This window comes from Brevibacillus parabrevis (genome assembly GCF_022701015.1).
Classification (GTDB): domain Bacteria; phylum Bacillota; class Bacilli; order Brevibacillales; family Brevibacillaceae; genus Brevibacillus; species Brevibacillus parabrevis.
In genome coordinates, this window is sequence record NZ_CP064090.1 from 105,229 (window position 1) to 129,921 (window position 24,693).

Consider the following 24,693-nt stretch of genomic DNA (forward strand, 5'->3'; position numbering starts at 1 on the left):
ACCTCGCTTCATTTCATACCGCTCAGCTTTATACAAACTGCCTGCTGTCATTGTTTTTCCCGAACCGATAAACCGCGATCAGGGCAAACACAAGGGCAAATCCTCCGAGAATGAGCAAATTCACATACAAGCTTCCCAAGCTCTGGCCTTGCTGTAGCTGATCGATGCTGTCCAAAAGCCAATGCTGCGGCAAAAAGCTCGATATTTTGCGCACGGTCTCAGGCATGATGTTCACCGGGAAATAACAACCTGCGAGCAGGCAGCTCGGGGTAATGATCATATTGCGCATGGCTCCTGCTGCCGATGTGCTTTTGGCAAATGCGACAATCGTCAGCGCAAGCCCGATTGCCGTGAGAGCAAACAGCAGCAGGACAACAATCAACGGGAAGGTCGGCATCCCCGCATCGATATGAAAAATCAGCTTCATCGCCACCAGCGTGACAACAATCTGCAAAAAGATCAGCAGCAAACTGACGACGACATTGGACAGCACGTACGCTCTCGCTGACATCGGCGAGGAAAGCAAGCGCAAGAACGTCCGGTTCTCTTTTTCCTTGAGGATGATCTCGGACAAGTTGGCCGCAGAAAACATCATGAACGTGATCAAGTAGCCAATCGTTTGGTACGACATCATTTTCTCATTCGAGGTGTCAGGCTGCGCCGTCGCTTTAAGCTTGAAAGGATGTTGGCTGTAGCTGTCGTAAATGCGGGCAAAAGCCGCTTCATCGCCTTTTGTCTCCTTGCCGATCGCAGCCACGTTGCCAATATAGCTTTGCAGCATCGCTTTGATGTATGCCGTGACCGACTCGCCTTTGACGGAAACGATGCGGATGTGCCCTGGCTCGCCTGCCTTCACACGATCCGCAAAGCCTTGCTCGAAAATGATGCCGCAGTCCAGATCGCCCGAAGCGATGCGTGCACGCAGCGTCTCCTCATCCAATGGAGTTACCTGAACTTGACCAAGCCCCTCCAAGTAACGGATGACTCCGCTCGTGACCACCTGACTGCCATCTTGATTGACTACCCCGGCCCGGATCGTTCCTGTACTTGCATTGCTGTAAAAAAACAGCGAGATCAAAATCCCGACAATCGGCAGACCAAAGTACAAGAACCAGTTCTTTTTCTTGCGGAACGTATCTTTCAGCGTTTTGCGAATGAGCCACACCATTTCATCCATGTTAAAATGCCTCCCGTCTGCGAATGGAGATGACCGTCAAGACCAGAAACACAGCTGCGATTCCAAGATTCAGTCCGATCACTTTCCAGACGGCGACGATATTGTCCATGTAGATCAGCTCCAACAAAGCCGTATTGATCCAACGCAAAGGAGACAAGTTGGTCAGAAGCGTCAAGATGCCCTCCGTGTTCTCAATCGGAAAATACGCGCCGCCAAAAAACGAAGCGCACTGCAAGAAAATCATCACTACCATGTACGAGCCTTCCTGTTTGGTCAGCAGAAACCCGATGCCAAGTCCCAGGCTCACCGCCAAGAGTACCTCTGTCAACAAAGCAAGCAGAACCAGCCAAAAATGATTGCCCCAGTAAGCATGATAGACAAATTTGCTAAACAGCACGACGACCAGCACACAGAGTGTATTGATGAACACATTGCCGATCATTTTGCCAACCAGAATTTCTCCCTTGCTGATCGGCGCTGCCATCAGGCGGATTGCCGTCTTCCGCGCCCGTTCCGCACCGAACAAATAGTTGGCGGAAATGATCGAGAACAGGGCGATCATCGTTGTCATCGACACGGCGTAGTAATCGATGGAGCCTGGTTTTCTGTCTGCTACAAGCGTTGTTTCCTGAATAAAATCTTTGCTTTCCGCTGCATGTTTCAAGATGTTTGTGCCGACACCCGGACTCGCCTGAAAGGCGGCCGTGCCGAGTGCATAACGATCGGCAAAGGCGACCAGCATCCCTTGCAAAATGCCGCTTTCCACTGTATTTTTGCTGCTGCCGAAAAACGCAATGCCGTCCTTGTCAATCGTCGCATAAGCCGTATAGCGCCCGGAGCTGACTTCCTGGCGCCAATCCATCCCCGGCCTGATCGGGACGACTTCCACCCCTTCTTTTCCGATCGCTTTCGTAAAGCTGTCCCAGTACGCAGACATGTCGTTTTCCGAAAAAGTCGCTTTGTACAGCAGGCGAACCTCCCCGACCGAATGCTTTGACGAAAAAGCATTGGACAAGCCCGCACCCAAAATCAGCATCAGGATGATCGGCAGGGCGAGCATGAAGAGAAACGTTTGCCGATTTCTCACGCTGGAAAGAATCTCTTTTAACGCAATTCTCCAAATAGCCATCTGGCATCTCCCTTTCTCTAGTCCCGCAAGTTTCTGCCTGTCAATGTCAGAAACACCGATTCCAGATTAGGGGCTTGCTCTTCGACAGAGCGAATCTCTACCTGGTCTTTAATCAACTGCTGGATAATCCGGTTCAAATTGTTGACTTCCGACTTCGACACGATCTTGAGCGTGTTTTCTTCCTGGCGCACGGCAGTGACCCCAGCGATTCCTTGCAGCGATTCGATGGAGATCGCTCCATCCGCGCGAAAGCCAATCCAGATTTCTTTCGTGTCTGTAATGATCGATGTCAGTTGCTCTTTTGTGCCTTCCGCAATGATTTTGCCGTGATCCACGATGGCAATGCGGGTACAAATCTCTTCGACTTCTTCCATGTAGTGACTCGTGTAAATGATCGTGCAGCCCATCTCGTTGAGCTTGCGAACCGACTGTAAAATGTAGTTGCGCGACTGCGGATCGATCCCGACTGTCGGCTCATCCATAATGATCAGCTTGGGAAGGTGAGCGATGGCACAAGCGATGTTGAGCCGCCGCTTCATCCCGCCGGAAAAGTTTTTCGGGAAGCTCTGGTGCTTGTCGCCCAATCCGACGAACGCGAGCGCTTCTTCCGTCCGCTCCCGCAGCATCGCTCCCCGCAGACCGTACAAGCCGGCAAAAAAGCTGACGTTTTCATACGCGGTCATGTCTTCGTAAATCGCCAACTCCTGGGGTACGATGCCCGTATTCATTTTGGCGAACTTGCTGTCCTTCACGATGTTTTTGCCGAGCAGAACGATTTCTCCTTTTGTCGGCCGCAACAAGGACGCAATCATGTTGATCGTCGTGCTTTTGCCCGCTCCATTCGCCCCCAAAAAGCCAAAAATCTCTCCTTCGCCGATGTTCAATGTCATATTGTCCACAGCGATAAAATCGCCGAATTTTTTGGTCAAGTTGCGGATTTCGAGTACATGGCTCATCCGACTCAGTCCCTTCGTGGTTATGCCTGTATTTTAATCAAAGAGGATGCCCCTATGTCAGTGCATAAGTTCATCCCCTCGCCGTGAGATTTTTCACTTGTTTTCATGAGAAACATCATTCGTTTCTGTGCGGCAAAAGGGTCGTGACGCGAAAGCCTTTCGTCCCGTCAACGATGACCGTGCCTCCCGCAGAAGCGGCCCGCTCCTCCATCCCCAAGATGCCCAGTCCCTTGACGACCTTTGCCGTGCCGACTCCGTTGTCCTCGACAACAGCCTTGATGAACTTGTTCAGCACCCGCACCTCGATGGAGATGGCTGTCGCTTTGGCGTATTTGAGCGAGTTGGTTACAGCCTCGGTCGCGTTTTGCTGGATGATTTTCCACTGAATCGGAGTGACAGCGTCAATATCTCCTTCAAACGTGAGCGTAGCTGCCACCGTTCCTTTTGCCGACAGTTCGTCCACGAACAGTCTGAGCCGATTGATCCCAAGCTCCTCCGGCCTCGGCTTCACTTCCTTGAGCGTCAGCCTGATGCGCTCCAGCCCTTCTTTGGAAATCGCAATCGCATTGCCCAACAGCTCATTGGCCTTTTCCTGGTCGGTAGCAAGCATCATGCGCGCCGCCCCCATCTGGATCAAAGCGCCAGCCACCGCATGTCCGACATCGTCGTGAATTTGCTGGGAAAGACGATTGCGCTCCTCCAGCTTGATCGTATATTCGGATTGCCTGATGTATTCGTTGTTTTCGCTCAATGAACGCGACAGCCGCTGCAAATCCGCCCGCAGCCGCTCCCGCTCGCCCTCCAGGGAACGAATTTTTTCCGACAGCATGCTGCTGCATGTGAACAACAAATAGCTGAGCAAGCCGCTTAAAAGGTATACAGGAACCAGTTCCAGCGGGAGCAAAAATCCGCCTGCTCCGATCAGGACAATGCCCAATCCCTTGCCAACGGTTGACGAAGGAAGCAGTTCACATATGTTCATCGGCAAAAGCAGCCAGAGTAAAGGCTCCCAAAAAACCGCACCTGCCGCCACGAGCACCAGGGACAAAGCGGACAGCAAGCGCTTGAACTGCGGCTTTTTGAAAATCAGCAAGGAAATGTTGAGCGCAACGTACAGCAAATAGATCAGGATGCGCCACGGGTTCACTTCGGAAGCAAGATGGGCGAGAAACGAAGCGATCATGATATAGCCAAGCACCGTTGCCTTATTTCCAATCGTCCAACGATCCATCGATGAATCTTCTCCTATTCTCCAGACATTCTCGTCTCGCCTGTCAGATAGTAAATGGCGATCTGTGTCCTGTGCTCCAGGCCTGTTTTATTCAGGATGGAAGTAATGTAATTCGCGACTGTCCCTTCCGAAATGAACAGCTTTTTGGCGCTTGCCTTGTTCGACAATCCCTTGGCAATCTGCTCGATGACTCCCAGCTCCCGTTCCCACCACTTCAAAATCGGAAAAGCTCGCCAAAATGATTTTCATGCCTTCTCGTATAAAAGAGTTGTCGTCCGCGATCAACACCTTGATCTTCATCGTGGGCTGCCCCCTGTCCTTTAAGCCCCTCACCGCACTGGCTGCCGATTTCGGCGTCTGTATGATTGGATGAAGCCGCATTTTTAGCAAAACTATTATAACAAAAAAAGTAAATGCAGATGCCATGCATTGGAAATGTACGACGGTTCGAACGAAAAAAACAATTACTTATAGACTGACGGTCAGTCATATGGTAATTTACAACCAACTACCGTCCGTTTTCCAAAAGGAGGAAATCATGAGACGCATCGTCAAAGACCCCGTTACTCGTCGCACCGAGATACTCGAAGCAGCCGGAGAGCTTTTTCGGCAGCAAGGCTATGTCCATACAACTGTGAACGCAATCATCCTGAAAGCTGGCGTAGCGAAAGGAACGTTCTACTACTACTTCAAGTCGAAAGAAGAGATTTTGGAAGCTTTCGTCCAAGGAATGGTCGATCGTCTCGCTGCCGCATATCAGACACTGGCAGACGATCCAAAGCAGACTGCTCTGGAAAAGCTGCGGCAGATGCTGCGGGGGCAAAGCCGGATCGCGCAGCACGAACAGGAATGGATGGACAGCTTGCATCGTCCGGAAAACAGAGAACTGCACGAGCGGCTGAATGTGGCGATCGTGCAAAAAATCGCCCCTGTCTTCGCGCAGGTCATTGAACAGGGCAACAAGGAGTCCGTGTTTGATGTAGCAGCCCCTCTGGAAACGATCCAGTTTTTGCTCGCAGGCTCGCAGTTTCTCCTGGAATCGAATATTTTCGGCTGGGATCGGGAAGAACAGCTCGCGCGCAGCCGGGCCATGCAGACGATCATTGAGCGAGCATTGGGTGCCGAGCCGGGCGCGTTTGCTTTTTTGGGAGGTGCCACTTGAGCGCCCAAACCAAAGCATTTCGGCAATTTCTCGTCGTCTGGTCCGGGCAGTTTTTGTCGGCGGTCGGAAGCGGGCTGACCGCTTTTGCCCTGGGTGTCTACGTCTTTCAGACGACTCATTCCAGCACGAGCTTCTCGCTGGTCATCCTCTTTTCCTTTTTGCCGAGCTTTCTGCTTTTGCCCTTTGGCGGGGTGCTGGCAGACCGCTTCGATCGCACCCGGATGATGATCATCGGTGACATCGGCTCGATTGTCGGCATCTTGTTCATCTGGTTTGTCATCTGGACCGGACAAATGGAGCTGTGGCATATATACACAGGCGTCGGCATCAGTTCGATCTCGACTGCGCTCCAGACGCCCGCCTATAAAGCGGCGGTGACGGACATGGTTTCGGAAGAGCAATACTCGCAGGCGAGCGGCCTGATTCAACTGGCAGGTTCTGCGCAGTATCTCCTGTCGCCGATCCTCGCAGGCTTTTTGCTTGGCTTCTTTGACATCCAGATCGTGCTGCTGATCGATATGCTTACGTTTTTGCTGGCGGTTGTGGCGGTGCTGCTGGTCATGAACAAGGGCAGCAAACCACAGCCCGCGGATGAAAGCCGCGATTTTTTCGGCGAGCTGTCCGAGTCGTTCCGATATCTGCTCTCGCAAAAAGGCGTGTTTTTGCTCGTCCTGCTCATGTCTGTCGTTTGCTTTTACATCGGGCTTCTGCAATCGCTGTTCAGTCCGATGATGCTGACGCTGACCGACTCCAAAGTGCTGGGAATCTCGCTTTCCTTGGCGGCGTCCGGGATGCTCGCCAGCAGTCTGTTCATCGGGGTGAAAGGACTTGGCAACAACAAGCCGAAGATTCTTTCCTTTTCACTGGCGCTTGCCGGGCTGTTTTATGCACTGATGGGTACGTTTCCGGCAGTCGTTCCGATCGTCGTGTTCGGCTTCCTCTTTTTCGCCACGCTGCCTTTCGTCAACACCAGTCTGGAAGTGTTGATCCGAACGAATATCGACAATGAGAAGCAAGGGCGCGTCTGGTCGATGGTGTCAGCCATATCCCAAGTAGGCTTGCTGCTCGCTTTCGGTTCGGCAGGCTTTCTCGCCGACCATTTTTTCTCTCCCCTTCTCGCGCAAAATGGCGCACTTGCTGACACGGTTGGACAGCTCATCGGAACAGGAGCAGGCAGAGGGATCGGCTTTTTGTTCATGCTTTCCGGTGTGATGGTTTTTGTACTCGCTATCGTGATCGGGCGGGTGCAAAAAATCCGGGAGCTGAAGCTGGGAACGGTAGAAGAAAAAGCATAGCAGACAATCGAACGCAAAAAGCCGGACCCCCACTTGAGGCGGTTTCCGGCTCGTTTCTTTTTACGGCTGACTACCAAAAATACAATTCCTCTGGCAAAACTTCGTCGAATTGTGGACTATCGCTCTCGTCTATCTCCACCTGGATGCCTTTTTTGGCCAAAGTGGCCAGCTCCTGCTTCGTTTTGGCACTGGCTTTTTCCAGCAGTGGATTCATCGACAAGCACATATAACCTTTGGGGGCAAAGCCGCCTTTCTGTACATTGAGCAACAATCCGTCCAAGTTTTTGACTTGGTTCTGTTTCAGATTCAGCCAGATCAGCTTCGTCATGGATTGCAGCGGTGCCGTCTCCGCAAGGTTATTCTCGCCCACGTCGAGATAGCGCAATTGGGTTAATTCTTTTAATGGCTCCAGGTCGCTGATGTTTTGCTGACGGACGATGAGGTACTCCAGTTTTTTCTGCTGCCGCAAAAATTCCAGACTGGTGAGCGACTTTTCACGAGCGGATAGCATGAGCGCCTTCAAATTGCGCAGCCCTGCCAGCGGCTTTACTGTTTGATCATGTAGCGGATTGTCTATGACGAGTTGCAGCACCTCCAGATTTTTCATCTGACCAAGCGGCTGCAGGTTCGTCACTTCGTTGTCAATTACGTGGATTTCCTTCATTCGTGTGCTGTTTTGCAGGCGTTCCAGCAGTTGGCTGACATCGGTCGCTCCGCTATATCTGTATATGAACAGCTTTTGCAGTTGCTTCAATTGTTTGAGTGAATCGATATTTTTTACCTCCGCGTAGTGCATGCTCAAATCCTCAATACGCTGGAGTGGACTGACATCGGCAATCTCCACAACACTGAATGATGCCTTTTTCAGCTTCGGCAATTTGGCAAGCGGCTCCAGATCGAGAGCTTGAAATCCTTGCAGATCAATCTCGGTCTGACGTCGCCATCCCCGTTTTCTTCACTCCTTTTTGAGAAAAAAACAGCCGCCGCAACAAACGCTCTGTGCGACGACTGTGGAGCTGGCTTCATCCTATTCGTTTTGGCTAAATCCATATGTTTCGTACACGTTTTCACAGGGCTTGCCCGGCGTCAATTCCATCGTGCCCGCCGTCAAATTCATCACAATCGAAAATAGCGTGCAATCTACCATCTCGTCTGACTCGCTTGTTGTTACTTCCCCGTGACGGCATATTCCTTCGGGGGTTCCGGCGTGATCTTGAAAAATATGTTTGAAGCAGTCGGCATCTATGCTTCCTTGTCTGGCTGCCAGCAGCTTGGAGGCGCGGCCCAACCGCAAATACGTGTCAGCCGCCCCCATGCGGACACAATCCGCTGCCTGCATGCGCGCTCCGACAAAATGATTGGTGTGGACGATATGGCCGTCTGGCGGATAAAACACCTCGTAACGAACCGGGGCAGTCTCGACTCCGACCGTCTCGCCCTCCCGATGGGCGATCAAATAGTTGGCTGCTGTCCCTCGCGGCAGCCTTGTCACTTGGCGAATGGCCTGCGGCAGCGTGCGGCTGTTTAAAATGCCCCGCAAAACGATGTGGATCGGCACTCCGAGCGCTTTTTCATTCGTTCGCAAAAAATTCAGGCACACGCCGATCCCGTCTGCGTTCATGCCGATTTTCCCGACTATTCCCGCTTCGGTGATCATCAAAATGGTTGGGCGCGGCGGCTGCTCGATCTCTACCACGACAAGCCCGGCGCCCACGAGGTTGATCCAATCCCAGTTTTGCCCGAGCAGCGTCTCCCGGTTCTGCGTAGCTGGCGCAACAGCCGCGATGCACGTACAACCGTCCGCCTTGTGTGAGGTCGAGGTGTCTCCCAGATTCGTTATGATCTCGCTGCGCACGTTCAACGCCAGCACGTCGAGCAAATCAAGCTCGGCCCCTTCGCTGATGCCCCTGATCTCCTCCATGATTTCCTGATCGTACTGCTCGATCCAGGGGATGAACTGCGCCGCATACGCTGTCGCGTCTTTCCATTGGATCGCGGCTCCCTCGCGAAAAGTACGCTCGTAAGCCCGAACGTTGTTCCTGATTTGCTCACTCGCCAGTTGGCCGAATTGCCGCCCGCGCTCGCGCGGCGTACCGCTGATCCGAAAGACAGGAAATCTGTTCATGGACAGTGCTCCCCCTTTTACAAGCTCTTTTCCATATAGTAGCGATCGTTTCCGCTGCCATATTCGGCGATCCGTGTCTCCACAATTTGAAAACCCGCCTTTTGATACAGCGCAACCGCGCCTTTGTTGTCGGGGCTGACCGTCAGGCACACTTTGGCAAATCCATCCTTGCGCAGCCGATCCAGTATTTGCTCCAGGAAAGCAAAGCCGTACCCCAAGCCTTTTTTATCCGAGCGAATCAAATATCCGTACATGTAAACATGATCCGGGTTGCGAAAATCACGCATCAGCTCGCAGACACCGACAGGCTTCGCATCTCCTTCTTCCTGAAACAGGACGAGGCAGCCGTGTCTCGCCAGTGGGACCAGCACCCATTCGTCGATCGCTCCGTGCACGCCAAACGCTTCCTGCTCCAGCTCCTTCAGCATGGTCAGCTGCTGCTCTGTCAATGTCTCTACAATCGCAAGCGTTGTCGCTCTTGTTGTATGCATAGCGCCGATCTCTCCTTTTCCCTGGACATGAGGGGCGATTTTAGGAAACCGTTTCTTGGCGGACTGTCAATTGTGTCAATACCGCTTCGTCAAGCTCCACCCCGAATCCTGGCTTGTCGGACAGCAAAATTTGATTTCCCTGGCACGTCAAGTTAGCGACGTCTTTGGCAAAAATGAACGGTCCGGCCAGCTCATTGGAAACAATATTTTTCTTCGCAATCGACAGGTGCGCCCCCGCCGCGCTCCCGATAGACGATTCCGGCATCGACCCGATTTGGCATTCCATCCCGGCCATCTCCGCCTGATGAACCAGCTTGGCCGCTGGGTAAATCCCGCCGCACTTCATCAGCTTGATGTTCACTTTATCGGCTGCTTTTTTCGCGATCACCTCGCGCATTTCGCTCGCTCCCAGCAATCCTTCGTCGACCATGATCGGGATGGATGTCTGTCTGCGAATGTCCGACAATGCGTCCAGGTCATGGGCGACGACAGGCTGCTCCATCCAGTCAATCCGGCAATCTTCTACTTGCTTGAGAGCCGTCAATGTATTCGTCCGATTTTCCCATCCCTGATTGGCGTCTACCCGCAGCCTTATATCAGGACCGACGGCTTCACGAACGGCACGAATGCGCTCGATGTCCGTCGCCAAGTCGGAGCCTACTTTTATTTTGATCGAATCAAAGCCATCCGCCACAGCCTGCTTCGCTTCTGCCGCCATCGTTTCAGGCTGCAAAATGCTGAGCACGTACGGAAGAGTGAGCACGCTGTGGTACTTGCCCCCGAGCAACTGATAAACAGGCTGACCTGTCGCTTTTCCCATCAAGTCATAGCACGCCAGGTCAATCGCTGCTTTCGCTGCTGGCGCTTTGTACACGCATTGATCGAGCAAATGGTGAATGCGTTCCAGAGCAAACGGATTTTCTCCGATGATCGCCGGAGCCAGGCTGTGAACGAGCATGGCGTACGTGCTTTCCCATGTCTCCCCCGTCACGTGCTGATCCGGCACCGATTCGCCATAGCCGACCAAGCCTTGATCAGTCTCTACTTTTACAATAATGGAAGGCATCTCGTTGTAAGAAGCGTACGCCACAATAAACGGGCGCACCAGCGGCAACGTAATGGCATGTATATGGACAGACGTAATTTTCATGTTCTTCTTACACCTCCGGCTTGGTTAAGGAAACTCTCGGGATTTGCCGGTAACCGACGGAGACGGCTTTTGCCTGTCCATCTGCCTGGTTCGCAAATCCAACGGTCAGCTCGCTGCCATCCATCTGTGCCAGGAAATAATTCTCGGCAATCGGCAGCAGCGGGTACTTTAAGCCTTTTTCATTCGGGAAAAGAGCGGTATGATTCGTCAGCACAAGCGCGCCTTCCTCGACGGTCACACTCACGTTCATCCCTTCGCCGGAAGCATAGTCGCCGACATACGCCTGGAAACGGTCCGGGGAAACGCGATAATCCTCGTACTTGGTCAAAGGCTCTGCGGCTGCTCTTCCCTCGATCAGGTTCAGCGCAGTCAATGTCAGCTTTTCGACAGGCGTGCCGATTAGATTAGCCAAGACGACTGCTGTCAGCCCTCTTTCCGGGACAATCGCCAGATGCGCCGCCACTCCTTTGATCGCCCCGCCGTGCTTCAACAGCGTGCCCCCGTAATAATTCGACTCCACCATCAAGCCGTAGCCGTAATGCTTTTTATAGTTGCAGATCACATGCGGAAGCGTCATTTGCCTTACGCTTTCGGCCGACAAAATCCGTTCCTTGCCCACGCATCCTCCCGTGCGGAAAATTTCCGCGTAATTCAACATGTCGCGGACGGTCGAGTTCAAATGTCCCGCAGCCATCACCGCTGGCCCTTCTTCCCAATCAAAGTCAGGGTACACTTCCAGCTTCCCGTGATTGTCCCTTTTGTGATAGATCGTGGTGACCTCCGGGAACCGCGGCAGATCGCCGAGCAAAAAGGTACTGCTTCGCATATCGGCAGGTTCGAGGATGTGCTCCTTGACGTAGACGTCATACGGTTGTCCGCTCACTCGCTCGACAATCGCCCCGAGCAGGGCATAGCACTCGTTCGAGTAGCTGAAATGCTGGCCCGGCTCGCCCAAAAGCTCATATTGCACGTGGGCTAACACCTCCAGCAAATCGGCATGCGTGCGGATCGGCTTTTGCTGCTCCTTTTTGATAAAACGGTGAATCGGGTTGTCTTCCTCCGGGATCGTATCAAACAAAGAGTTTTTGACGGCAAGCATATCGACAGGCAGCGGCGGGATTCCCGCTGAATGCGTCATGAAATGATGAATCGTCATCCGTTCGGTACACGCCTGATCCGGTGTCCGAAACTCGGGCAAATAAGCGACAACCGGGTCGTGAACGGACAGCTTGCCCGCTTCTTGCAGCTGCATGATCGCCATGCACGTAAACGATTTGGTGACCGAAGCCAGCCCCATGACCGTGTCTGGCGTTATCGCCCATTTGCGCTCCGCATCCCGATAGCCGTATGCTTTTCGGTACAGACTGTCGCCATGTTGATTGATGCCGATGATCACCCCTGGAGCCTGGCTCTCTTGGACCGTCTGTTCGGCGAGCGTCTCGTATGCGCTTACCCAATCTGGTTGATGCATGGTTCACACCTCCTTCGGCAAGCGGACGACGCCTACGGACAGACTCGTTACCTGGCCGCTCTGATCGCGGTGGAACCGGATCGCCTGCTCCTCGATATCTTGTTTCATGACGAAATAATCGTCCCCGATTGGGCGCAAGGCAAGCTGCTTGCCACCCAGACCGAGCGTCAGCACATCGCTGTCAACCGTCACTGGCAGCTTGCGGTCGACTGTGACTCGATACGTCCCGGTGTACGCCTGCAAATCAGCCGCAGCGACTGGTTGCTCCGCGCCAAAAGGAACAGACGGTGCGTCAGCAGGGCGACCTTCCTGCGTGTTGATGGCAAAATTCAGCAGCTCGACAATCGGTGTCTCCGCCAAATTGGCGATCGCAATCGCTGTAATGCCGCGCTCTGGCAAGATGACCATCTGCGATGCGACTCCTTTCAACCCGCCGCTGTGCTCCAGCTTGGTCGTTCCGTAGTAGTCCGGCGTGACGAACAAGCCGTAGCCGTAATACTGACCGTATCCCATGCGAACATGCGGATAAGTCATCTGCTCCACGCTCGCTTTGGACAGAATCCGCTCCTCGCCGACCAATCCACCAGTCCGGTATATGTCCATGTAGCGCAGCATGTCGTTGACCGTCGTATTCAAATGGCCGGATGCGAGCACGACTGGCCCTTCCTCCCACTGCGGATCAGGGTACACTTCCGGCCCTCCCTCTTTTTCCGCCAAACGGTAAATCGTCGTCACTTCTTTGTACTTGGACAGCTCCTGCAAGGCAAAGGAGCTATTCGCCATGCCCGCAGGCAGCAAAATGTGGTCGATGATGTACTGCTCGTACGTTTTCCCGCTGACTCGCTCAATGATCGCGCCCAAAAGGGTATAAGCGTCGTTGGAGTAACTGAATTGCGCTCCGGGCGGCCCCAACAGCTGGTAGTCGATGTGGCTCATGACCTCCATGAAGTCTTCGGGGGTATTCACCCATTTTTGCTGTTCTTTTTTGATTTGCTTGTGGATCGGATGATTCTCGTCTGCAATGTCGCCGTCCGGCAGCCCCTTGATTGCCAAATAATCGGTGGGCAGCAGCGGGAATCCGGCTGTATGGGTCATGAAATGATGAATCGTCATCCGCTCGGTGCACGCCTGATCCGGTGTAACAAGCTCCGGCAAGTAGGCCAAAACCGGATCGTGCACCTCCAGTTTCCCAGCCTCTTGCAACTGCATGATCGCCACGCATGTAAACGACTTGGTAATCGAGGCGACACCCATTACCGTGTCAGGCGTAATCTCCCAGTGGCGCTCTTTGTCCCGATAACCGAATCCGCGGCGATACATGCTCTTCCCGTCCTGGTTCAAGCCCACGCACACGCCCGGTACCTGGCACTGGTCGATAATCGGCTGCGCTGCCTGTTCAAATTGCTCTTGCCAATCCATTTTCCCCACCCCGTTCCCTTCTGTTTACGGCTGCACCCAACTGTCTCCCAGCATGATTCCGTATAGCGAATCGAGCTTGACGCCATGCACCCGCTTGTTTACGGCAAGGAATGTCTTTTCTTCCGAGTAAGGAATCCAGTAGGCTTGTTCCACCGCGATTTTTTGGATCTCGGCAAAAATTTGCTTCCGCTTCTCCTGATCGCCGACAGTGCGGCTCTGTTCGAGCAGCGTATCCAGTTGCTCGTTTTTGATCTGGGCGTGATTCAATCCGCCGATCTGGCTGGAATGCATGAACAAATACAAAATGTCGGGATCAAAGTCGGTGTAGCCGAGCACATTCAAGTCAAACTGCCCTTTTGCCGACAAATCCAGTACGCTGCCCAGCTCCGCGTTTTGCACCTTGATCTCGACGCCGATTTCCTTGAACATGCTTTGCATCAGCGGAATGCTTTGCGAGCTCATTGCTGTGAGCAATTGCAGGCTCAAAGGCTGCCCGTCCTTTTCCCGGATGCCTTGTCCGCTTTCCTTCCATCCGGCCTCTTCCAGCAGCTTTTTGGCTTCCTCGATATTGAACGGGTAGCCGTATGTTTCCACAGCGGGATCGTAGCCGAACATTTTCCGCGGCAATGGCCCGAAAGCACTCTCTCCCTCGCCTTGCAGGTCAGCCTGGATGATCGCTTTTTTGTTCAAGGCCATGTTCAGCGCCTGACGCACACGCAGGTCGCCGAGAATCGGGTTTTCCAGGTTCATTTGAATAAAATTCACCCCCAGCTTCGTCGCTTCCAGCACTGCGAATTTGTCGCTTTGCTTGTACCCGGCTGCTTCCCGCGGCGAGATGGAAGCGATGTCGATCGAGCCGCTTTCCAGCGCGGCAATCGTCGTCTGGGCGTCTTTGATGAATTTGAACACGATTTTGTCCGGCATCGGCGGCCCTTGTGTTTGGACAAAAGGCTCTGCCCACTGGTACGCTTCATTGCGCACGAGCGTGATCGACTCTCCGGTCTTCCAGCTCTCGAATTTCCACGGCCCTACCCCGACCGGGTGCCGTCCATATTCGTTGCCGTATTTTTGCACCGCCTCCATGGACAGCGGCTGCGTCACGTTCGCTTGCACGAAGTAGGACAGCAGCGGAGCAGACGGTTCTTTGAGCTGGATGACGAGTGTCAGCTCATCCGGGGTAGTGATGGAGGCAATCACACTGAGCAGTGGTCCCACTCCTGGCGATGCGGTCTCTGGCGCCATCGCCCGCTCGAACGTCTCTTTGAAAGAAGCAGCCGTCAGCGCCGTGCCATCGTGGAATTTCACCCCCGGACGAATTTTGAAGGTCCAAGTTTTTTGATCGGCGGAGATGTTGTACGACTCCGCCAAATACGGCTTGATTTCGTTTGTTTGCGGATCGAGCGACAGCAGGGAACCGCCAATTAACCTCGACACGACTCCGCTCACGTCCATGTTTGTTTTGTGCACGTCGAGCGTATCCGGCTCTGCCGAAAGCCCCAGCGTAATCGTTCCCCCTGCCTGCGGCGCGCCCTCCGCCTTTGGTCCGGTTGCTTCCGGCGGCTTCGACGGAGTCGCTGACTGGCTGCAACCGATGACAAAGCTGATTAGCATGCAAAAGGTGAACAGGCACCCGATGCACCTGGCAACTGCTTTTCTTTTCCCCACAATGATCCCTCCCTCATGAACAATGGCTATTCGTTTACCCACATATCCTGGATCGTCAACGTTCCCAGCGGATTGGCTTCCACGCCTTGAATGCGGTTGCTTACGACCTGGAACGTTTTTGCCGAATACAGCGGAATCCAGTACGCCTGATCAACGACCAGTTTTTGAATGGCGGCGTACGCTTTCTTTCGCTCACCCGCGTCCGTTGCCGTGGAGCCTTTTTCCAGGAAATAGTCCAGCTCCTTGTTTTTGATGCGGAAAAAGTTCAATCCGCCGATCTGGTTCGAGTTCATGAACAAGTCCAAAATGTTCGGATCGATGCTGCCGTGATCAGTTGCCATCAAGTCAAAAGAGCCTTTCACCGCTTGGGCATGCGCTGTCGCGGATTCGTAATTTTGAATATTCAGTTCTATTCCGATCTCTTTGAACATGCTCTGGATGAGCTGATGACCAGGCTTGGGATCATCGACGATCATCGTGAGGCTGAGTGTTTTGCCATTCTTTTCGCGGATACCTTGTCCGTTCGGCTTCCAGCCCGCTTCCTCCAAAAGCCGGATCGCCTCTTCCTTGTTGTACTTGTAGCCGTACTGCTCCACTGCCTGATCGTAGCCAAACATCGTGGGCGGAATCGGCCCGTAAACAGGCACGCCTTCTCCCTGCAAATCGGCAATGACGAGCGCTTCCTTGTTGATCGCCAGATTGAGTGCTTTGCGCACCTCCAATTCCCGTAAAATCTCATTCTCCATGTTCATGCCGATGAAGCTCTCCACTGGCTGCATTCCTTCCAGCACGGTGAAGTCTTTGTCGTCCTTGTACTTCTTCACGTCTTTGGCAGGAACGCCGGCAATATCAATCGTGCCGCTGTCCAGTGCAGCGATCAGCGTCTGGTTGTCCTTGATAAATTTGATGACGAGCTTGTCAGGACGGACTGGCCCCTGGTTTTTGACGAACGGGGCTGCCCATTGGTAGTCATCGTTGCGGACAAGCGTGATCGATTCTCCTGTCTTCCAGCTCTCAAACTTCCACGGCCCAACCCCTACAGGATTTCGTCCGAAGTCGCTGCCGAATTTTTGCAGCGCCGCAGGCAAAATCGGCTGCTGATAGCCTGCGTACGACAAGGAACCAAGCAGTGGCGCGGTCGGCTGATCCAATTGCAGAACCAAAGTTGACTCGTCGGGAGCAGAAATCGAGCGAATCGTGGTCAGCTCCTGTCCGGTTACCGGAGACGCTGTTTTCGGGTCGATGGCCCGTTCCATGCTTTCTTTGAAAATGGCAGCGGTCAGCGGCGTCCCGTCGTGAAACTTCACGCCTTTTCGCAGCTTGAACGTCCACGTTTTCCCGTCCTCCGAGATCGCATACGACTCGGCCAAATGCGGCTTCAGTTCAAACGTGTACGGATCGAGCACCATCAAGGCTCCGCCGAGCAAACCGCCGACAAAATTGCCTGCGGAGAGCGCGGTCTTTTGAGGGTCGAGCGTGTCTGGCTCCACCTGATAACCGATCGTGATGGTGCCGCCCGTTTTCGGAGTTAGGCTGGCGGTCGGTTTTGGCTGTTCCGCACTGCCTTGTTCAACTGGAGCTGTGGCAGAACTGCATCCGACTGCCGACAAAGCGAGTAAACAGACAAGCAACAAATACGACATGCGGCGATCCAAAAGCTTCTGTAGCATGGGTGCCCCCTTTTATGGCCTTGGCCAAATTTTCATTGTCGCTATATAGTCGCTAATTGCCGCTGAGATTTCCCTGTTGAGCTGGCGGACAGGAAACTAGCAGCCTGACAATCGCTCCGGCTTTCGCACATTTCGCATAGGAAAACCGGAGCCTGTCGGGTGTACGCTTACTGGTAATTCAACCGATAGACAGCGCGAGGACGTCCTTGTTGATACGGCTGTTCTTCGCCGATGACTTCCACTACCTGGTGGTCGATCAGCTTTTTCAAGGTGCGCTCCGAGCTGCGGCGGCTGATCTGCAAATAATCCGCCAGGTCGGTAGCTGTAAAGCGATTGTCGCGGCGCAGCCTGACATACTGGACGAGCTTGTTGATCGTCGCCACGCTCGACCCTGTTTTCTCGGCGATTTCCAAAATGGTCTTGTTCTCGCTTTTGAGCTGGAACGTCTTCGCCTGGGCGTTGACCGGGCCGATCACTTCTTTTTCATCCGTGACCAAATAGGCGCTGTTCTCATTCTGCTTCCGGGCGTGGTAAATCGCAATTCGCGCATTCGCCTCCGCTTCCTTCGCCGTCAGGCCAAACCCGAAGCCCATCGTCACTGTTACTTTGCTCAGTTGTTCGACGTTTTCCAACACTTGCACGATCTTGCCGTACTCGATCATTTGCTCGATGCTGCCGCGCGTGCCGTATATGATGAACTGATCCATCCCCAGCTTTTGGATCGAAGCATCTGTCTCCTTGACCAGTTCGAGCAGCTCTTGCAGCAAAATGATCGCTGCGTCCTGCATCTGGCTTTCCGTCTCGTAGCTTGCCCGTTCCTGCTGATGAAAAGTCGCGATCCCGACGGCAATTTGCGAGTTTTTGCTGATTTTCAGCTGACCGAATGCGACGGCCTGATTGATCGCGTCCCGGATGTTCTTGTCCGGAACGATCAGCGGCGCACACGGTATGCCCAGCTCGCGCAGCCGAACGTGCACATAGTCAACGCCAGTCAACGCGAACTTGCTCTCTTGTTTCTCCCAATGCTCCCGATGAAACCGGATCACTTCCTCGACGTCGAACCTCGTGCCTCCGTCTTCCACAATCTCGCTGTAATCCGTCACATGCCAGGAAGTCGGCTGCAAGTCCAGTTCTTCTGCCACTTTTGCGATATACGCAGCTTTTGGCATGTCGATGGAAATATGCTCCAATCCCCCCTCGACATTGAGCATGGTATGAAACAACGACAGTGAGATCGTGTATTCATCAAAAGGAATGTACACCGCTGGCCATTTTTTTTGCTCGATCTTGTCTCTGGCGAAAAAATACGGCAGCGGCCCGGCAAACAGCAGCACATCGCAATCGTCAACAAGATCGAGTATAGCTGCACTCTCTTTTGGATTCTGGTACGTATACGATTTCATCTGGATATTCGCGTCTGCGTTGACGTTTTTCAAGATTCTTGGCAGAAATTCTTCCGAAGAGATTGCCGCTATTTTAATGAGCATAAGTCCATTCCCTTTTCTGTCTTATTTCCAGACTTCCCGATAGACTCTGAGGAAGTTTTTCGCCATGATCAGCTCGATTGCCTCGTCCGTATACCCTCTGCTGGCAAGACCGCGCAAGATTTCCGGCACCTGGATATGTCCTTTCACGACGTCAAAATCTTTGCGCGTCAGCGAAGTGAGTGCATCCGGCGACTCGTATTTCATAAAAGGCTCGATAATATCAAGGCCGATTCCGACGTGCTCGACCCCGACAAGCTTGGTAATGTGGTCCACGTGGTTCAGCAAATGTTCGAGATCAGACTGTTCATCCCGATCCGCGACAAAAATGTTGACCCCATTCATCCCGATGACTCCGTTCGTGGCAGCAATCGCCTTGATTTGCTCGTCGGTCAGATTGCGCATGGAGCTGGCGAGTGCCCGACAGTTGGAATGGGAAGCGATGATCGGCTTTTTCGCGATTTCCACGACATCCCAAAAGCCTTCGTCGTTCAGATGGCTCACATCTATAATCATCCCCATCGCTTCCGCTGCTTCAATCAGCCGCACGCCGAACTCGGTAATCCCGCCTTTTCGCCCTTCACGCACAGGTGTAAAATGACTGCCGTCGCCCACGAAATTGCGCCTGCTCCAGACGAGTCCCAGAAACCGGACCCCCAGCTCGTAAAAGACGCGCAGCATACTCAAATCATTGTACAGCGGCTCTGCCCCTTCCAGCGAGAGGACGAAGCCGACTTTCCCCGCTTTTTTTGCCGTCTCGATATCCGCCACGCTTTTGCATACCATCACTTTGTCCGCAGACTCGTCCGCTTCTGCATGCAGGGCGCTGATTTGCTGAAGCGCTTTGCGCAAGCCCAGCTCAGGCAAAAACTTGCTGTCGATATAAATCGCGGAAACAACCGTCTGTACCCCGCCTGCGATAAAATCCGGCCAATAATCCGCTGCAATGACTTGTTTTCTGCCTAGCTCACGCTGAATCGCCACATCCATCAGCAGATCAAAATGAGCATCGATCACATGTGTCATACGCCGTGTCTCTCTCCTTTTCCCAAAGGCTCTCTCGTGTCTCTACTATTTCAATGCCTCAGGATTGAGCGCTTCCAGCTCAGCCAAGACAAACCGTCCATCTTTGCGAATCAGCCGATCGTCGAACCAAATCTCGCCGCCACCGTACTCGGGACGCTGAATCGAAACCATATCCCAATGAATCGTCGAGTTGTTCCCGTTGGAGGCAGCGCCGTAGCATTGGCCCGGGGTAAAGTGAAAGCTTCCGTCTATTTTTTCATCAAACAAGATGTCGCGCATCGGCTCCCGGATGTAAGGATTGACCCCTAGCGCAAATTCTCCGATGTATCTCGCGCCTTCATCCGTATTCAAAATGTCTGTCAGCCGCTTCGTCTCATTGGCTGTCGCTTGCACGATCTTGCCTTGCGCAAACTCCAGGCGAACATGCTCAAACGTAAAGCCTTGATAAGGAGAAGGCGCATTGAAAGTAATGACGCCGTTCACCGAATCTCGAACCGGGGCTGTGAACACTTCCCCGTCCGGAACGTTTTTGTCGCCAGCACACAGGACAGCAGGTATGCCTTTGATAGAAAAGGCAAGCTCCGTGCCTGGTCCTATTATTTTGACACGGTCTGTTTGTTCCATCAATTCCTTTAGCGGCTGCATCGCCTTCGCCATCCGGGCGTAATCCATCGTGCAAACGTCGAAGTAAAACTGTTCAAAAGCTTCCGTGCTCGTATTCGCCAACTGCGCCATGGCAGGATGCGGATAGCGGAGATACACCCATTTTTTATGGAGCCGCACTTGCCGTACTTGGCTGGCAAAAGTCGCCGCCAGCTTCATCTGTTTCTCAGGCACATCCGCCAGCTCGTTGATGTTGTGACCGCCTTCGATGATGATCACCGCGTCCATCTTTTCCATCTGATACCGATCAATTTCCGCCTCGTCCCTGAACTGCTCGGCAGTCCCGCCTAGCAAAAGTTGGCGTTGCACCGTGCGATCCCGCAAGTTTACAAAAGGATGCCCGCCCGCTTGCTGTACCGCTTTCACCAGTTCCTTGACCATGGACATATCCACTTCAATCGCTTCAATCAGTACGCGGTCTTCCGGCTGTACGCGGGTAGAGTAGTTGACCAGCACATTCGCCAGTCTGGTCAGTCGTGAGTCCAGCATCGTTTCCTGACACCTCCGTCATCTGTAAAATTTTTTTCTTTTGCCTGCCTCATCACCCGTTCCTTTCATAAAGATGACAAGCAACCAGTCGCCCCTCTACCTCTTGTAAAGCAGGGGCGGTCGTCTTGCATATATCCATGCACGCCCAGCAACGCGGATGAAACTTGCAGCCGCTCGGCGGGTTGGACGGCGAAGGCAAATCTCCCTTTAGGAGAATCCGTTCCCTTTTTTCATCGGGATCAGATACCGGAACGGCCGACAGCAGCGATTGCGCATACGGATGCAACGGTTTGGCAAACAGGTCTTCCTTTTTCGCCAACTCGATCACTTCGCCCAAATACATGACGGCCACTCTGTCCGCGATATGCTCGACTACGCTCAAATCGTGCGAGATGAACAAATAAGTGAGCGAAAGCTGCTCCTGCAAGTCTTGCAGCAAATTGAGAATCTGGGATTGAATCGACACATCGAGGGCGGAAACCGGCTCGTCGGCGATGATCAGCTTCGGTCTGAGCATCAGTGCGCGGGCAATTCCGATCCGCTGGCGCTGTCCGCCGGAAAATTCATGCGCATACCGCGCCAGCTGCTTTTTGCTCAAACCGACGAGTTCCATCGTGTCTTCGATCAATGCTTGGCGTAGTTCTTTCGGAATGCCGTGGGCGATCAGCGGCTCGGTCAGGATGCTCTTGATCGTCAGCTTGGGATTGAGCGTATCAAACGGATTTTGAAACACCATCTGCATATTGCGTCTGACCTGGTGCATGTCCGCTTTTTTGAAGGGGCGAATGTCTCTGCCTTGAAACACGATTTCGCCTTCGGTTGGTTCAATCAAGCGCAAAATGCATCTGCCCAGCGTCGATTTGCCGCAGCCCGATTCCCCGACGATTCCCAGCGTCTCCCCTTCCGTCACCGTCAAGTTCACACCGTTTACGGCGTGTACGCAGGTCGGCTGTTGCAGCCACCCTTTTCCGGTGAGAAACCGCTTTTGCAAATTTCTCACTTCCAACAGCGGTGTTTTCATGCATTCACCGCCGTTCCCTTGGTGTGCTCCTGATACAGCCAGCAGCGACAATCGGATGCTTGGTCGACAGCCAAAAGTTGCGGATTTTGCTCCAGGCAAACTGGCATGGCTTTGTCGCACCTGGGAGCGAAGCGGCAGCCTTGCGGGTACTCCTCCGGGGTCGGCACGCTGCCCGCGATGCTGTACAGGCGCTTTTGCCCTTTGGACCGATGCGGGGTCGACTGGATCAGCCCGATCGTGTACGGATGCTTCGGGTTGCGCAGCAACGTACGGACGTCAGCTGATTCGATGACTTGTCCCGCGTACATGACCATCACCCGGTCACACGTCTCTGCCACCACTCCCAAGTCGTGCGTGATCATGATCAAGGACGTGCCCCGCTCCGTACGGACGTTTTGGATCAGCTGCAAAATTTGCGCCTGAATCGTCACATCCAACGCTGTCGTCGGCTCATCCGCGATCAGCAGCTTGGGGTTACAGGCAATCGCCATCGCGATCATGACGCGCTGCCGCATTCCGCCGGACAAGCGATGCGGGTATTCGTGGTAAATTTCATTGGCGCGCGCAATGCCTACCTGTGTCAGCAGCTCGATCACTTTTTCCTTGGACTGGGCACGCTTCATCCCCTCGTGCTTTTCCAGCCCCTCGCTCATTTGTCTGCCGATGGTCAGGACAGGGTTCAGCGATGTCATCGGCTCCTGAAAAATCATCGCCATTTCTTTGCCGCGAATGTTTTGCATCTCGTGTTCGCTGCACGACAATATTTTTTGCCCGTTCAGCAAAATGCTTCCTTCCGTCTTGCCGTTCTTGTCCAAAAGGCGCATCAGGGACAGGGACGCTACGCTTTTGCCGCACCCCGATTCTCCGACGATGCCCAAAGCCTCGCCTTTTCTGACGTACAGCGAAAGATCGTCTACCACTTTGAAAGCCTTTTCATTTTTCGCAAAAGTAGTTGTCAGGCCGGATACCTCCAGCACATGGGTCATTTTGTCTGCACTCCTTTCCAGCTACAGCACTCGCTGCCTTGATTGCTCCGACTCATGCTTTCGGGTCAAAAATGTCGCGCAAAGCATCTCCGAGCATGTAGACGGTAAAAACAACGACGGTAATCGCGATCCCCGGAAAAGTCGCCAGCCACCAGGCTTCCCGCAAGTAATCTTTGCCTTCGTTCAGCATCGTTCCCCACTCCGGGGTAGGCGGCTGTGCCCCAAGTCCGATAAACCCGAGCGCAGATGTGGACAGAATCGCTCCGCCGATGAACATGGTCGTATACACAATCAGCACGTTGGCGATATTCGGAATCAATTGGTTGATGATGATCCACCAGTTTGAGCTGCCGATGGATCTGCTCGCTTCCACGTACCCGGACTCTTTGATGGACAGCGCTGCTCCGCGGACCAAAATCGAAAACCCGGGAATGGAGGCGATTCCGATCGCAATCATGGCATTTTCCTGGCTTGGCCCCAAGGCTGCGACGATTGCCAGAGCGAGCACAATCCCCGGCAAAGCCAGCAGCACGTCCATGATTCGCATGATCAGATTGTCAAAAAATCCTCCGATGTAGGCGCTGGTCACTCCGAGGAGCGTCCCGACCACAAAGGTCATCGCCGACGCCATGACTGCTGCCGTCAGCGTCACCCGCGTGCCGTACAAAAGCCGCGATAAAATGTCTCTGCCGATCGCATCCGTCCCAAGCCAAAACTGTTTCGACGGGCCTTGCATGAAAGCTTCGTAATACGTTTTGGTCGGATCGTGCGGGGCAATCCACGGGCCGATAATCCCGATCACGATAATGCCGAGCATCATCAAAAAGCTGTATTTCGCCTTTTTTCTTTGCATGATTTTGCCGAGCAATTCGAAGCGGGGAAGCTGGCGTTCTTTGCGCCACATGGAGCGAACGGTTACGGCCTTGTTGATCTCGCTCATGTCATGCACCCTCCCTTTTGGCGGAAAAATTGATCCGGGGATCGAGCAGAGCGTACAAGACGTCAATTACAATCACGACAACGACGTAAATCGCTCCGATGAACAATGTCGTTCCCTGGATCATCGGAAAGTCCCGGGAGCTGATCGCCTGGATGGCCAGAGTGCCGATTCCCGGCCAATTGAAAACTTGCTCCACGATGACGGCTCCACCCAACAGGCCCGCAAACTCCAGGCCAATGACGGCGACAATCGGGATCATCACATTGCGAAAAGCGTGGCGGAGCAAAATGATTCGTTCCCCCATGCCTTTTGCCCGGGCGGTTCGGATGTAGTCGTTGGACAAAATTTCTACCATCCCCGCGCGAGTAAGCCTGCTGAGTGCTGTCGCCATCAAGGTGCCGAGCGTGAGGGCAGGCAGCACGATATCCAGCAATCCGGTTCCGCCCGCAATCGGAAACCAGCCTAAATGCACCGAGAAGACGAGGATGACGAGCAACCCCAGCCAAAAACCGGGCAACGCCATGCCCAAGGTGGAAAACATCATGATCATCCCGTCGATAAACGTGTCCTTGAATCTCGCGGCAATCACACCCAGCCCCACTCCGACGATCACGGCAACGCCCAGGCTTGCCACTGCCATTTTCGCCGTTGCCGGAAAGCGTTCGGCGATCTCGGTACTGACCGGCCTGCCCGTTTTGAGCGAAGTGCCCAAGTCTCCTTGAATCAAGCCGGATGCGTAGCTGACATACTGGGAGACGAGCGGCTTGTTCAGCCCAAGCTCTTCGCGCAAGGCTTCGATTTGCTCCACTGTCGCCCGCTGTCCAAGCATAATTCGCACCGGATCGCCCGGGATGAAATGGATGAGCATGAAGGTAAACACCGAAAGTCCAAAAAGAACGACGACGCCAGACATCAATCGTTTGAGAATAAATTGCGTCATGAGGCAGGCACCTGGTTGCAAAGATAGATGAGATAACTGCCGTTTTGCTTGCCGGCAAGCAGTGAGCCAAGCCCGACTTTTTTGCCATGCATTCTGGTGATCGACACGTTCCGCCCCTCCCTGTTTGTTTTTCAGCGACATTTGTCGTTATATAGTCGCTATTCATTTGAGTATCAGTCTATTCGAAATTGATAGAAAGTTCA

The 24,693-nt window shown here is 53.5% G+C and carries 21 protein-coding genes and 1 pseudogene; 2 read left to right on the forward strand and 20 right to left on the reverse strand.

Translation table 11 applies throughout. From position 1 onward, the window contains the following. Nucleotides 1-28: 28 nt before the first annotated feature. The 5 genes and pseudogenes from IRJ17_RS00455 to IRJ17_RS00475 all read right to left on the reverse strand — a co-directional run. The gene (locus tag IRJ17_RS00455) at nt 29-1,177 is read right to left on the reverse strand and encodes an ABC transporter permease (protein WP_173598702.1); all 1,149 of its coding nucleotides are present in this window, start codon (nt 1,175-1,177) and stop codon (nt 29-31) included. A 1-nt stretch (nt 1,178) separates the two neighbouring features. Beyond that, complete coding sequence (locus IRJ17_RS00460; RefSeq protein ID WP_173598703.1) at nt 1,179-2,306, reverse strand: ABC transporter permease; 1,128 nt, start codon at nt 2,304-2,306, stop codon at nt 1,179-1,181. 17 nt (nt 2,307-2,323) lie between these two features. After that, nucleotides 2,324-3,262, reverse strand: coding sequence for an ABC transporter ATP-binding protein (locus IRJ17_RS00465; RefSeq protein ID WP_122966340.1), 939 nt, complete (start codon nt 3,260-3,262; stop codon nt 2,324-2,326). A gap of 115 nt (nt 3,263-3,377) precedes the next feature. After that, complete coding sequence (locus IRJ17_RS00470) at nt 3,378-4,493, reverse strand: sensor histidine kinase (RefSeq protein ID WP_173597168.1); 1,116 nt, start codon at nt 4,491-4,493, stop codon at nt 3,378-3,380. Nucleotides 4,494-4,507: 14 nt separating this feature from the next. Further along, nucleotides 4,508-4,699, reverse strand: a pseudogene (locus tag IRJ17_RS00475) (response regulator transcription factor); the annotation flags it as partial. 332 nt (nt 4,700-5,031) lie between these two features. Here IRJ17_RS00475 and IRJ17_RS00480 point away from each other — a divergent pair. Together IRJ17_RS00480 and IRJ17_RS00485 are read left to right on the forward strand one after the other, a co-directional pair. Further along, on the forward strand, nt 5,032-5,655 hold the full coding sequence (locus IRJ17_RS00480) for a TetR/AcrR family transcriptional regulator (protein WP_173597169.1): 624 nt from the start codon (nt 5,032-5,034) through the stop codon (nt 5,653-5,655). After that, nucleotides 5,652-6,950: an MFS transporter gene (locus IRJ17_RS00485; RefSeq protein ID WP_173597170.1), complete on the forward strand. Its 1,299-nt coding sequence runs from the start codon at nt 5,652-5,654 to the stop codon at nt 6,948-6,950. Before IRJ17_RS00480 ends, IRJ17_RS00485 begins: the two co-directional genes overlap by 4 nt. Nucleotides 6,951-7,020: 70 nt before the next feature. Here IRJ17_RS00485 and IRJ17_RS00490 read toward each other — a convergent pair whose 3' ends face one another. The 15 genes from IRJ17_RS00490 to nikB all read right to left on the reverse strand — a co-directional run bounded on the left by IRJ17_RS00490 (nt 7,021) and on the right by nikB (nt 24,490). Next, nucleotides 7,021-7,827 carry a leucine-rich repeat domain-containing protein gene (locus tag IRJ17_RS00490; RefSeq protein ID WP_242772701.1) on the reverse strand — a complete coding sequence of 269 codons (807 nt, stop codon included), beginning with the start codon at nt 7,825-7,827 and terminating at the stop codon, nt 7,021-7,023. A 150-nt stretch (nt 7,828-7,977) separates the two neighbouring features. Next, nucleotides 7,978-9,075: a C45 family autoproteolytic acyltransferase/hydrolase gene (locus tag IRJ17_RS00495; protein WP_242772703.1), complete on the reverse strand. Its 1,098-nt coding sequence runs from the start codon at nt 9,073-9,075 to the stop codon at nt 7,978-7,980. Nucleotides 9,076-9,092: 17 nt separating this feature from the next. Next, on the reverse strand, nt 9,093-9,566 hold the full coding sequence (locus IRJ17_RS00500) for a GNAT family N-acetyltransferase (RefSeq protein ID WP_242772705.1): 474 nt from the start codon (nt 9,564-9,566) through the stop codon (nt 9,093-9,095). A 40-nt stretch (nt 9,567-9,606) separates the two neighbouring features. Continuing rightward, nucleotides 9,607-10,716 carry a mandelate racemase/muconate lactonizing enzyme family protein gene (locus IRJ17_RS00505; RefSeq protein ID WP_242772707.1) on the reverse strand — a complete coding sequence of 370 codons (1,110 nt, stop codon included), beginning with the start codon at nt 10,714-10,716 and terminating at the stop codon, nt 9,607-9,609. Nucleotides 10,717-10,723: 7 nt separating this feature from the next. Next, a complete protein-coding gene (locus IRJ17_RS00510; protein WP_242772710.1) occupies nt 10,724-12,187 on the reverse strand; it encodes a serine hydrolase domain-containing protein in 1,464 nt (487 codons plus the stop codon). Between the two features lie 3 nt (nt 12,188-12,190). Further along, entirely contained in the window at nt 12,191-13,606 is a 1,416-nt protein-coding gene (locus IRJ17_RS00515) for a serine hydrolase (RefSeq protein WP_122966373.1), read from the reverse strand. A 24-nt stretch (nt 13,607-13,630) separates the two neighbouring features. Beyond that, the gene (locus IRJ17_RS00520) at nt 13,631-15,271 is read right to left on the reverse strand and encodes an ABC transporter substrate-binding protein (protein ID WP_229049819.1); all 1,641 of its coding nucleotides are present in this window, start codon (nt 15,269-15,271) and stop codon (nt 13,631-13,633) included. A 26-nt stretch (nt 15,272-15,297) separates the two neighbouring features. Continuing rightward, entirely contained in the window at nt 15,298-16,941 is a 1,644-nt protein-coding gene (locus tag IRJ17_RS00525; RefSeq protein ID WP_173598712.1) for an ABC transporter substrate-binding protein, read from the reverse strand. A gap of 167 nt (nt 16,942-17,108) precedes the next feature. Further along, on the reverse strand, nt 17,109-18,428 hold the full coding sequence (locus IRJ17_RS00530) for a helix-turn-helix domain-containing protein (protein ID WP_173598713.1): 1,320 nt from the start codon (nt 18,426-18,428) through the stop codon (nt 17,109-17,111). A gap of 21 nt (nt 18,429-18,449) precedes the next feature. Next, on the reverse strand, nt 18,450-19,451 hold the full coding sequence (locus IRJ17_RS00535) for a dipeptidase (protein ID WP_173598714.1): 1,002 nt from the start codon (nt 19,449-19,451) through the stop codon (nt 18,450-18,452). 45 nt (nt 19,452-19,496) lie between these two features. After that, nucleotides 19,497-20,603 carry an aminopeptidase gene (locus tag IRJ17_RS00540; protein WP_173598715.1) on the reverse strand — a complete coding sequence of 369 codons (1,107 nt, stop codon included), beginning with the start codon at nt 20,601-20,603 and terminating at the stop codon, nt 19,497-19,499. A 52-nt stretch (nt 20,604-20,655) separates the two neighbouring features. Beyond that, nucleotides 20,656-21,624 carry an ABC transporter ATP-binding protein gene (locus tag IRJ17_RS00545; RefSeq protein WP_173598716.1) on the reverse strand — a complete coding sequence of 323 codons (969 nt, stop codon included), beginning with the start codon at nt 21,622-21,624 and terminating at the stop codon, nt 20,656-20,658. Next, entirely contained in the window at nt 21,621-22,610 is a 990-nt protein-coding gene (locus IRJ17_RS00550) for an ABC transporter ATP-binding protein (protein ID WP_173598717.1), read from the reverse strand. Before IRJ17_RS00550 ends, IRJ17_RS00545 begins: the two co-directional genes overlap by 4 nt. 52 nt (nt 22,611-22,662) lie before the next feature. Further along, nucleotides 22,663-23,550 carry an ABC transporter permease gene (locus IRJ17_RS00555; RefSeq protein ID WP_173598718.1) on the reverse strand — a complete coding sequence of 296 codons (888 nt, stop codon included), beginning with the start codon at nt 23,548-23,550 and terminating at the stop codon, nt 22,663-22,665. A 1-nt stretch (nt 23,551) separates the two neighbouring features. Then, nucleotides 23,552-24,490 (reverse strand): nickel ABC transporter permease, encoded by a 939-nt coding sequence (nikB, locus tag IRJ17_RS00560; protein WP_122966356.1) that lies wholly within the window; start codon nt 24,488-24,490, stop codon nt 23,552-23,554. Between the last annotated feature and the right edge of the window lie 203 nt (nt 24,491-24,693).

Coding starts and splice junctions, on each gene's coding strand:
- IRJ17_RS00455 (WP_173598702.1), bottom strand. CDS start 1,177: ATGGATGAAATGGTGTGGCTCATTCGCAAAACGCTGAAAGATACGTTC.
- IRJ17_RS00460 (WP_173598703.1), bottom strand. CDS start 2,306: ATGGCTATTTGGAGAATTGCGTTAAAAGAGATTCTTTCCAGCGTGAGA.
- IRJ17_RS00465 (WP_122966340.1), bottom strand. CDS start 3,262: ATGAGCCATGTACTCGAAATCCGCAACTTGACCAAAAAATTCGGCGAT.
- IRJ17_RS00470 (WP_173597168.1), bottom strand. CDS start 4,493: ATGGATCGTTGGACGATTGGAAATAAGGCAACGGTGCTTGGCTATATC.
- IRJ17_RS00480 (WP_173597169.1), top strand. CDS start 5,032: ATGAGACGCATCGTCAAAGACCCCGTTACTCGTCGCACCGAGATACTC.
- IRJ17_RS00495 (WP_242772703.1), bottom strand. CDS start 9,075: ATGAACAGATTTCCTGTCTTTCGGATCAGCGGTACGCCGCGCGAGCGC.
- IRJ17_RS00500 (WP_242772705.1), bottom strand. CDS start 9,566: ATGCATACAACAAGAGCGACAACGCTTGCGATTGTAGAGACATTGACA.
- IRJ17_RS00505 (WP_242772707.1), bottom strand. CDS start 10,716: ATGAAAATTACGTCTGTCCATATACATGCCATTACGTTGCCGCTGGTG.
- IRJ17_RS00510 (WP_242772710.1), bottom strand. CDS start 12,187: ATGCATCAACCAGATTGGGTAAGCGCATACGAGACGCTCGCCGAACAG.
- IRJ17_RS00515 (WP_122966373.1), bottom strand. CDS start 13,606: ATGGATTGGCAAGAGCAATTTGAACAGGCAGCGCAGCCGATTATCGAC.
- IRJ17_RS00525 (WP_173598712.1), bottom strand. CDS start 16,941: ATGCTACAGAAGCTTTTGGATCGCCGCATGTCGTATTTGTTGCTTGTC.
- IRJ17_RS00530 (WP_173598713.1), bottom strand. CDS start 18,428: ATGCTCATTAAAATAGCGGCAATCTCTTCGGAAGAATTTCTGCCAAGA.
- IRJ17_RS00535 (WP_173598714.1), bottom strand. CDS start 19,451: ATGACACATGTGATCGATGCTCATTTTGATCTGCTGATGGATGTGGCG.
- IRJ17_RS00540 (WP_173598715.1), bottom strand. CDS start 20,603: ATGCTGGACTCACGACTGACCAGACTGGCGAATGTGCTGGTCAACTAC.
- IRJ17_RS00545 (WP_173598716.1), bottom strand. CDS start 21,624: ATGAAAACACCGCTGTTGGAAGTGAGAAATTTGCAAAAGCGGTTTCTC.
- IRJ17_RS00550 (WP_173598717.1), bottom strand. CDS start 22,610: ATGACCCATGTGCTGGAGGTATCCGGCCTGACAACTACTTTTGCGAAA.
- IRJ17_RS00555 (WP_173598718.1), bottom strand. CDS start 23,550: ATGAGCGAGATCAACAAGGCCGTAACCGTTCGCTCCATGTGGCGCAAA.
- nikB (WP_122966356.1), bottom strand. CDS start 24,490: ATGACGCAATTTATTCTCAAACGATTGATGTCTGGCGTCGTCGTTCTT.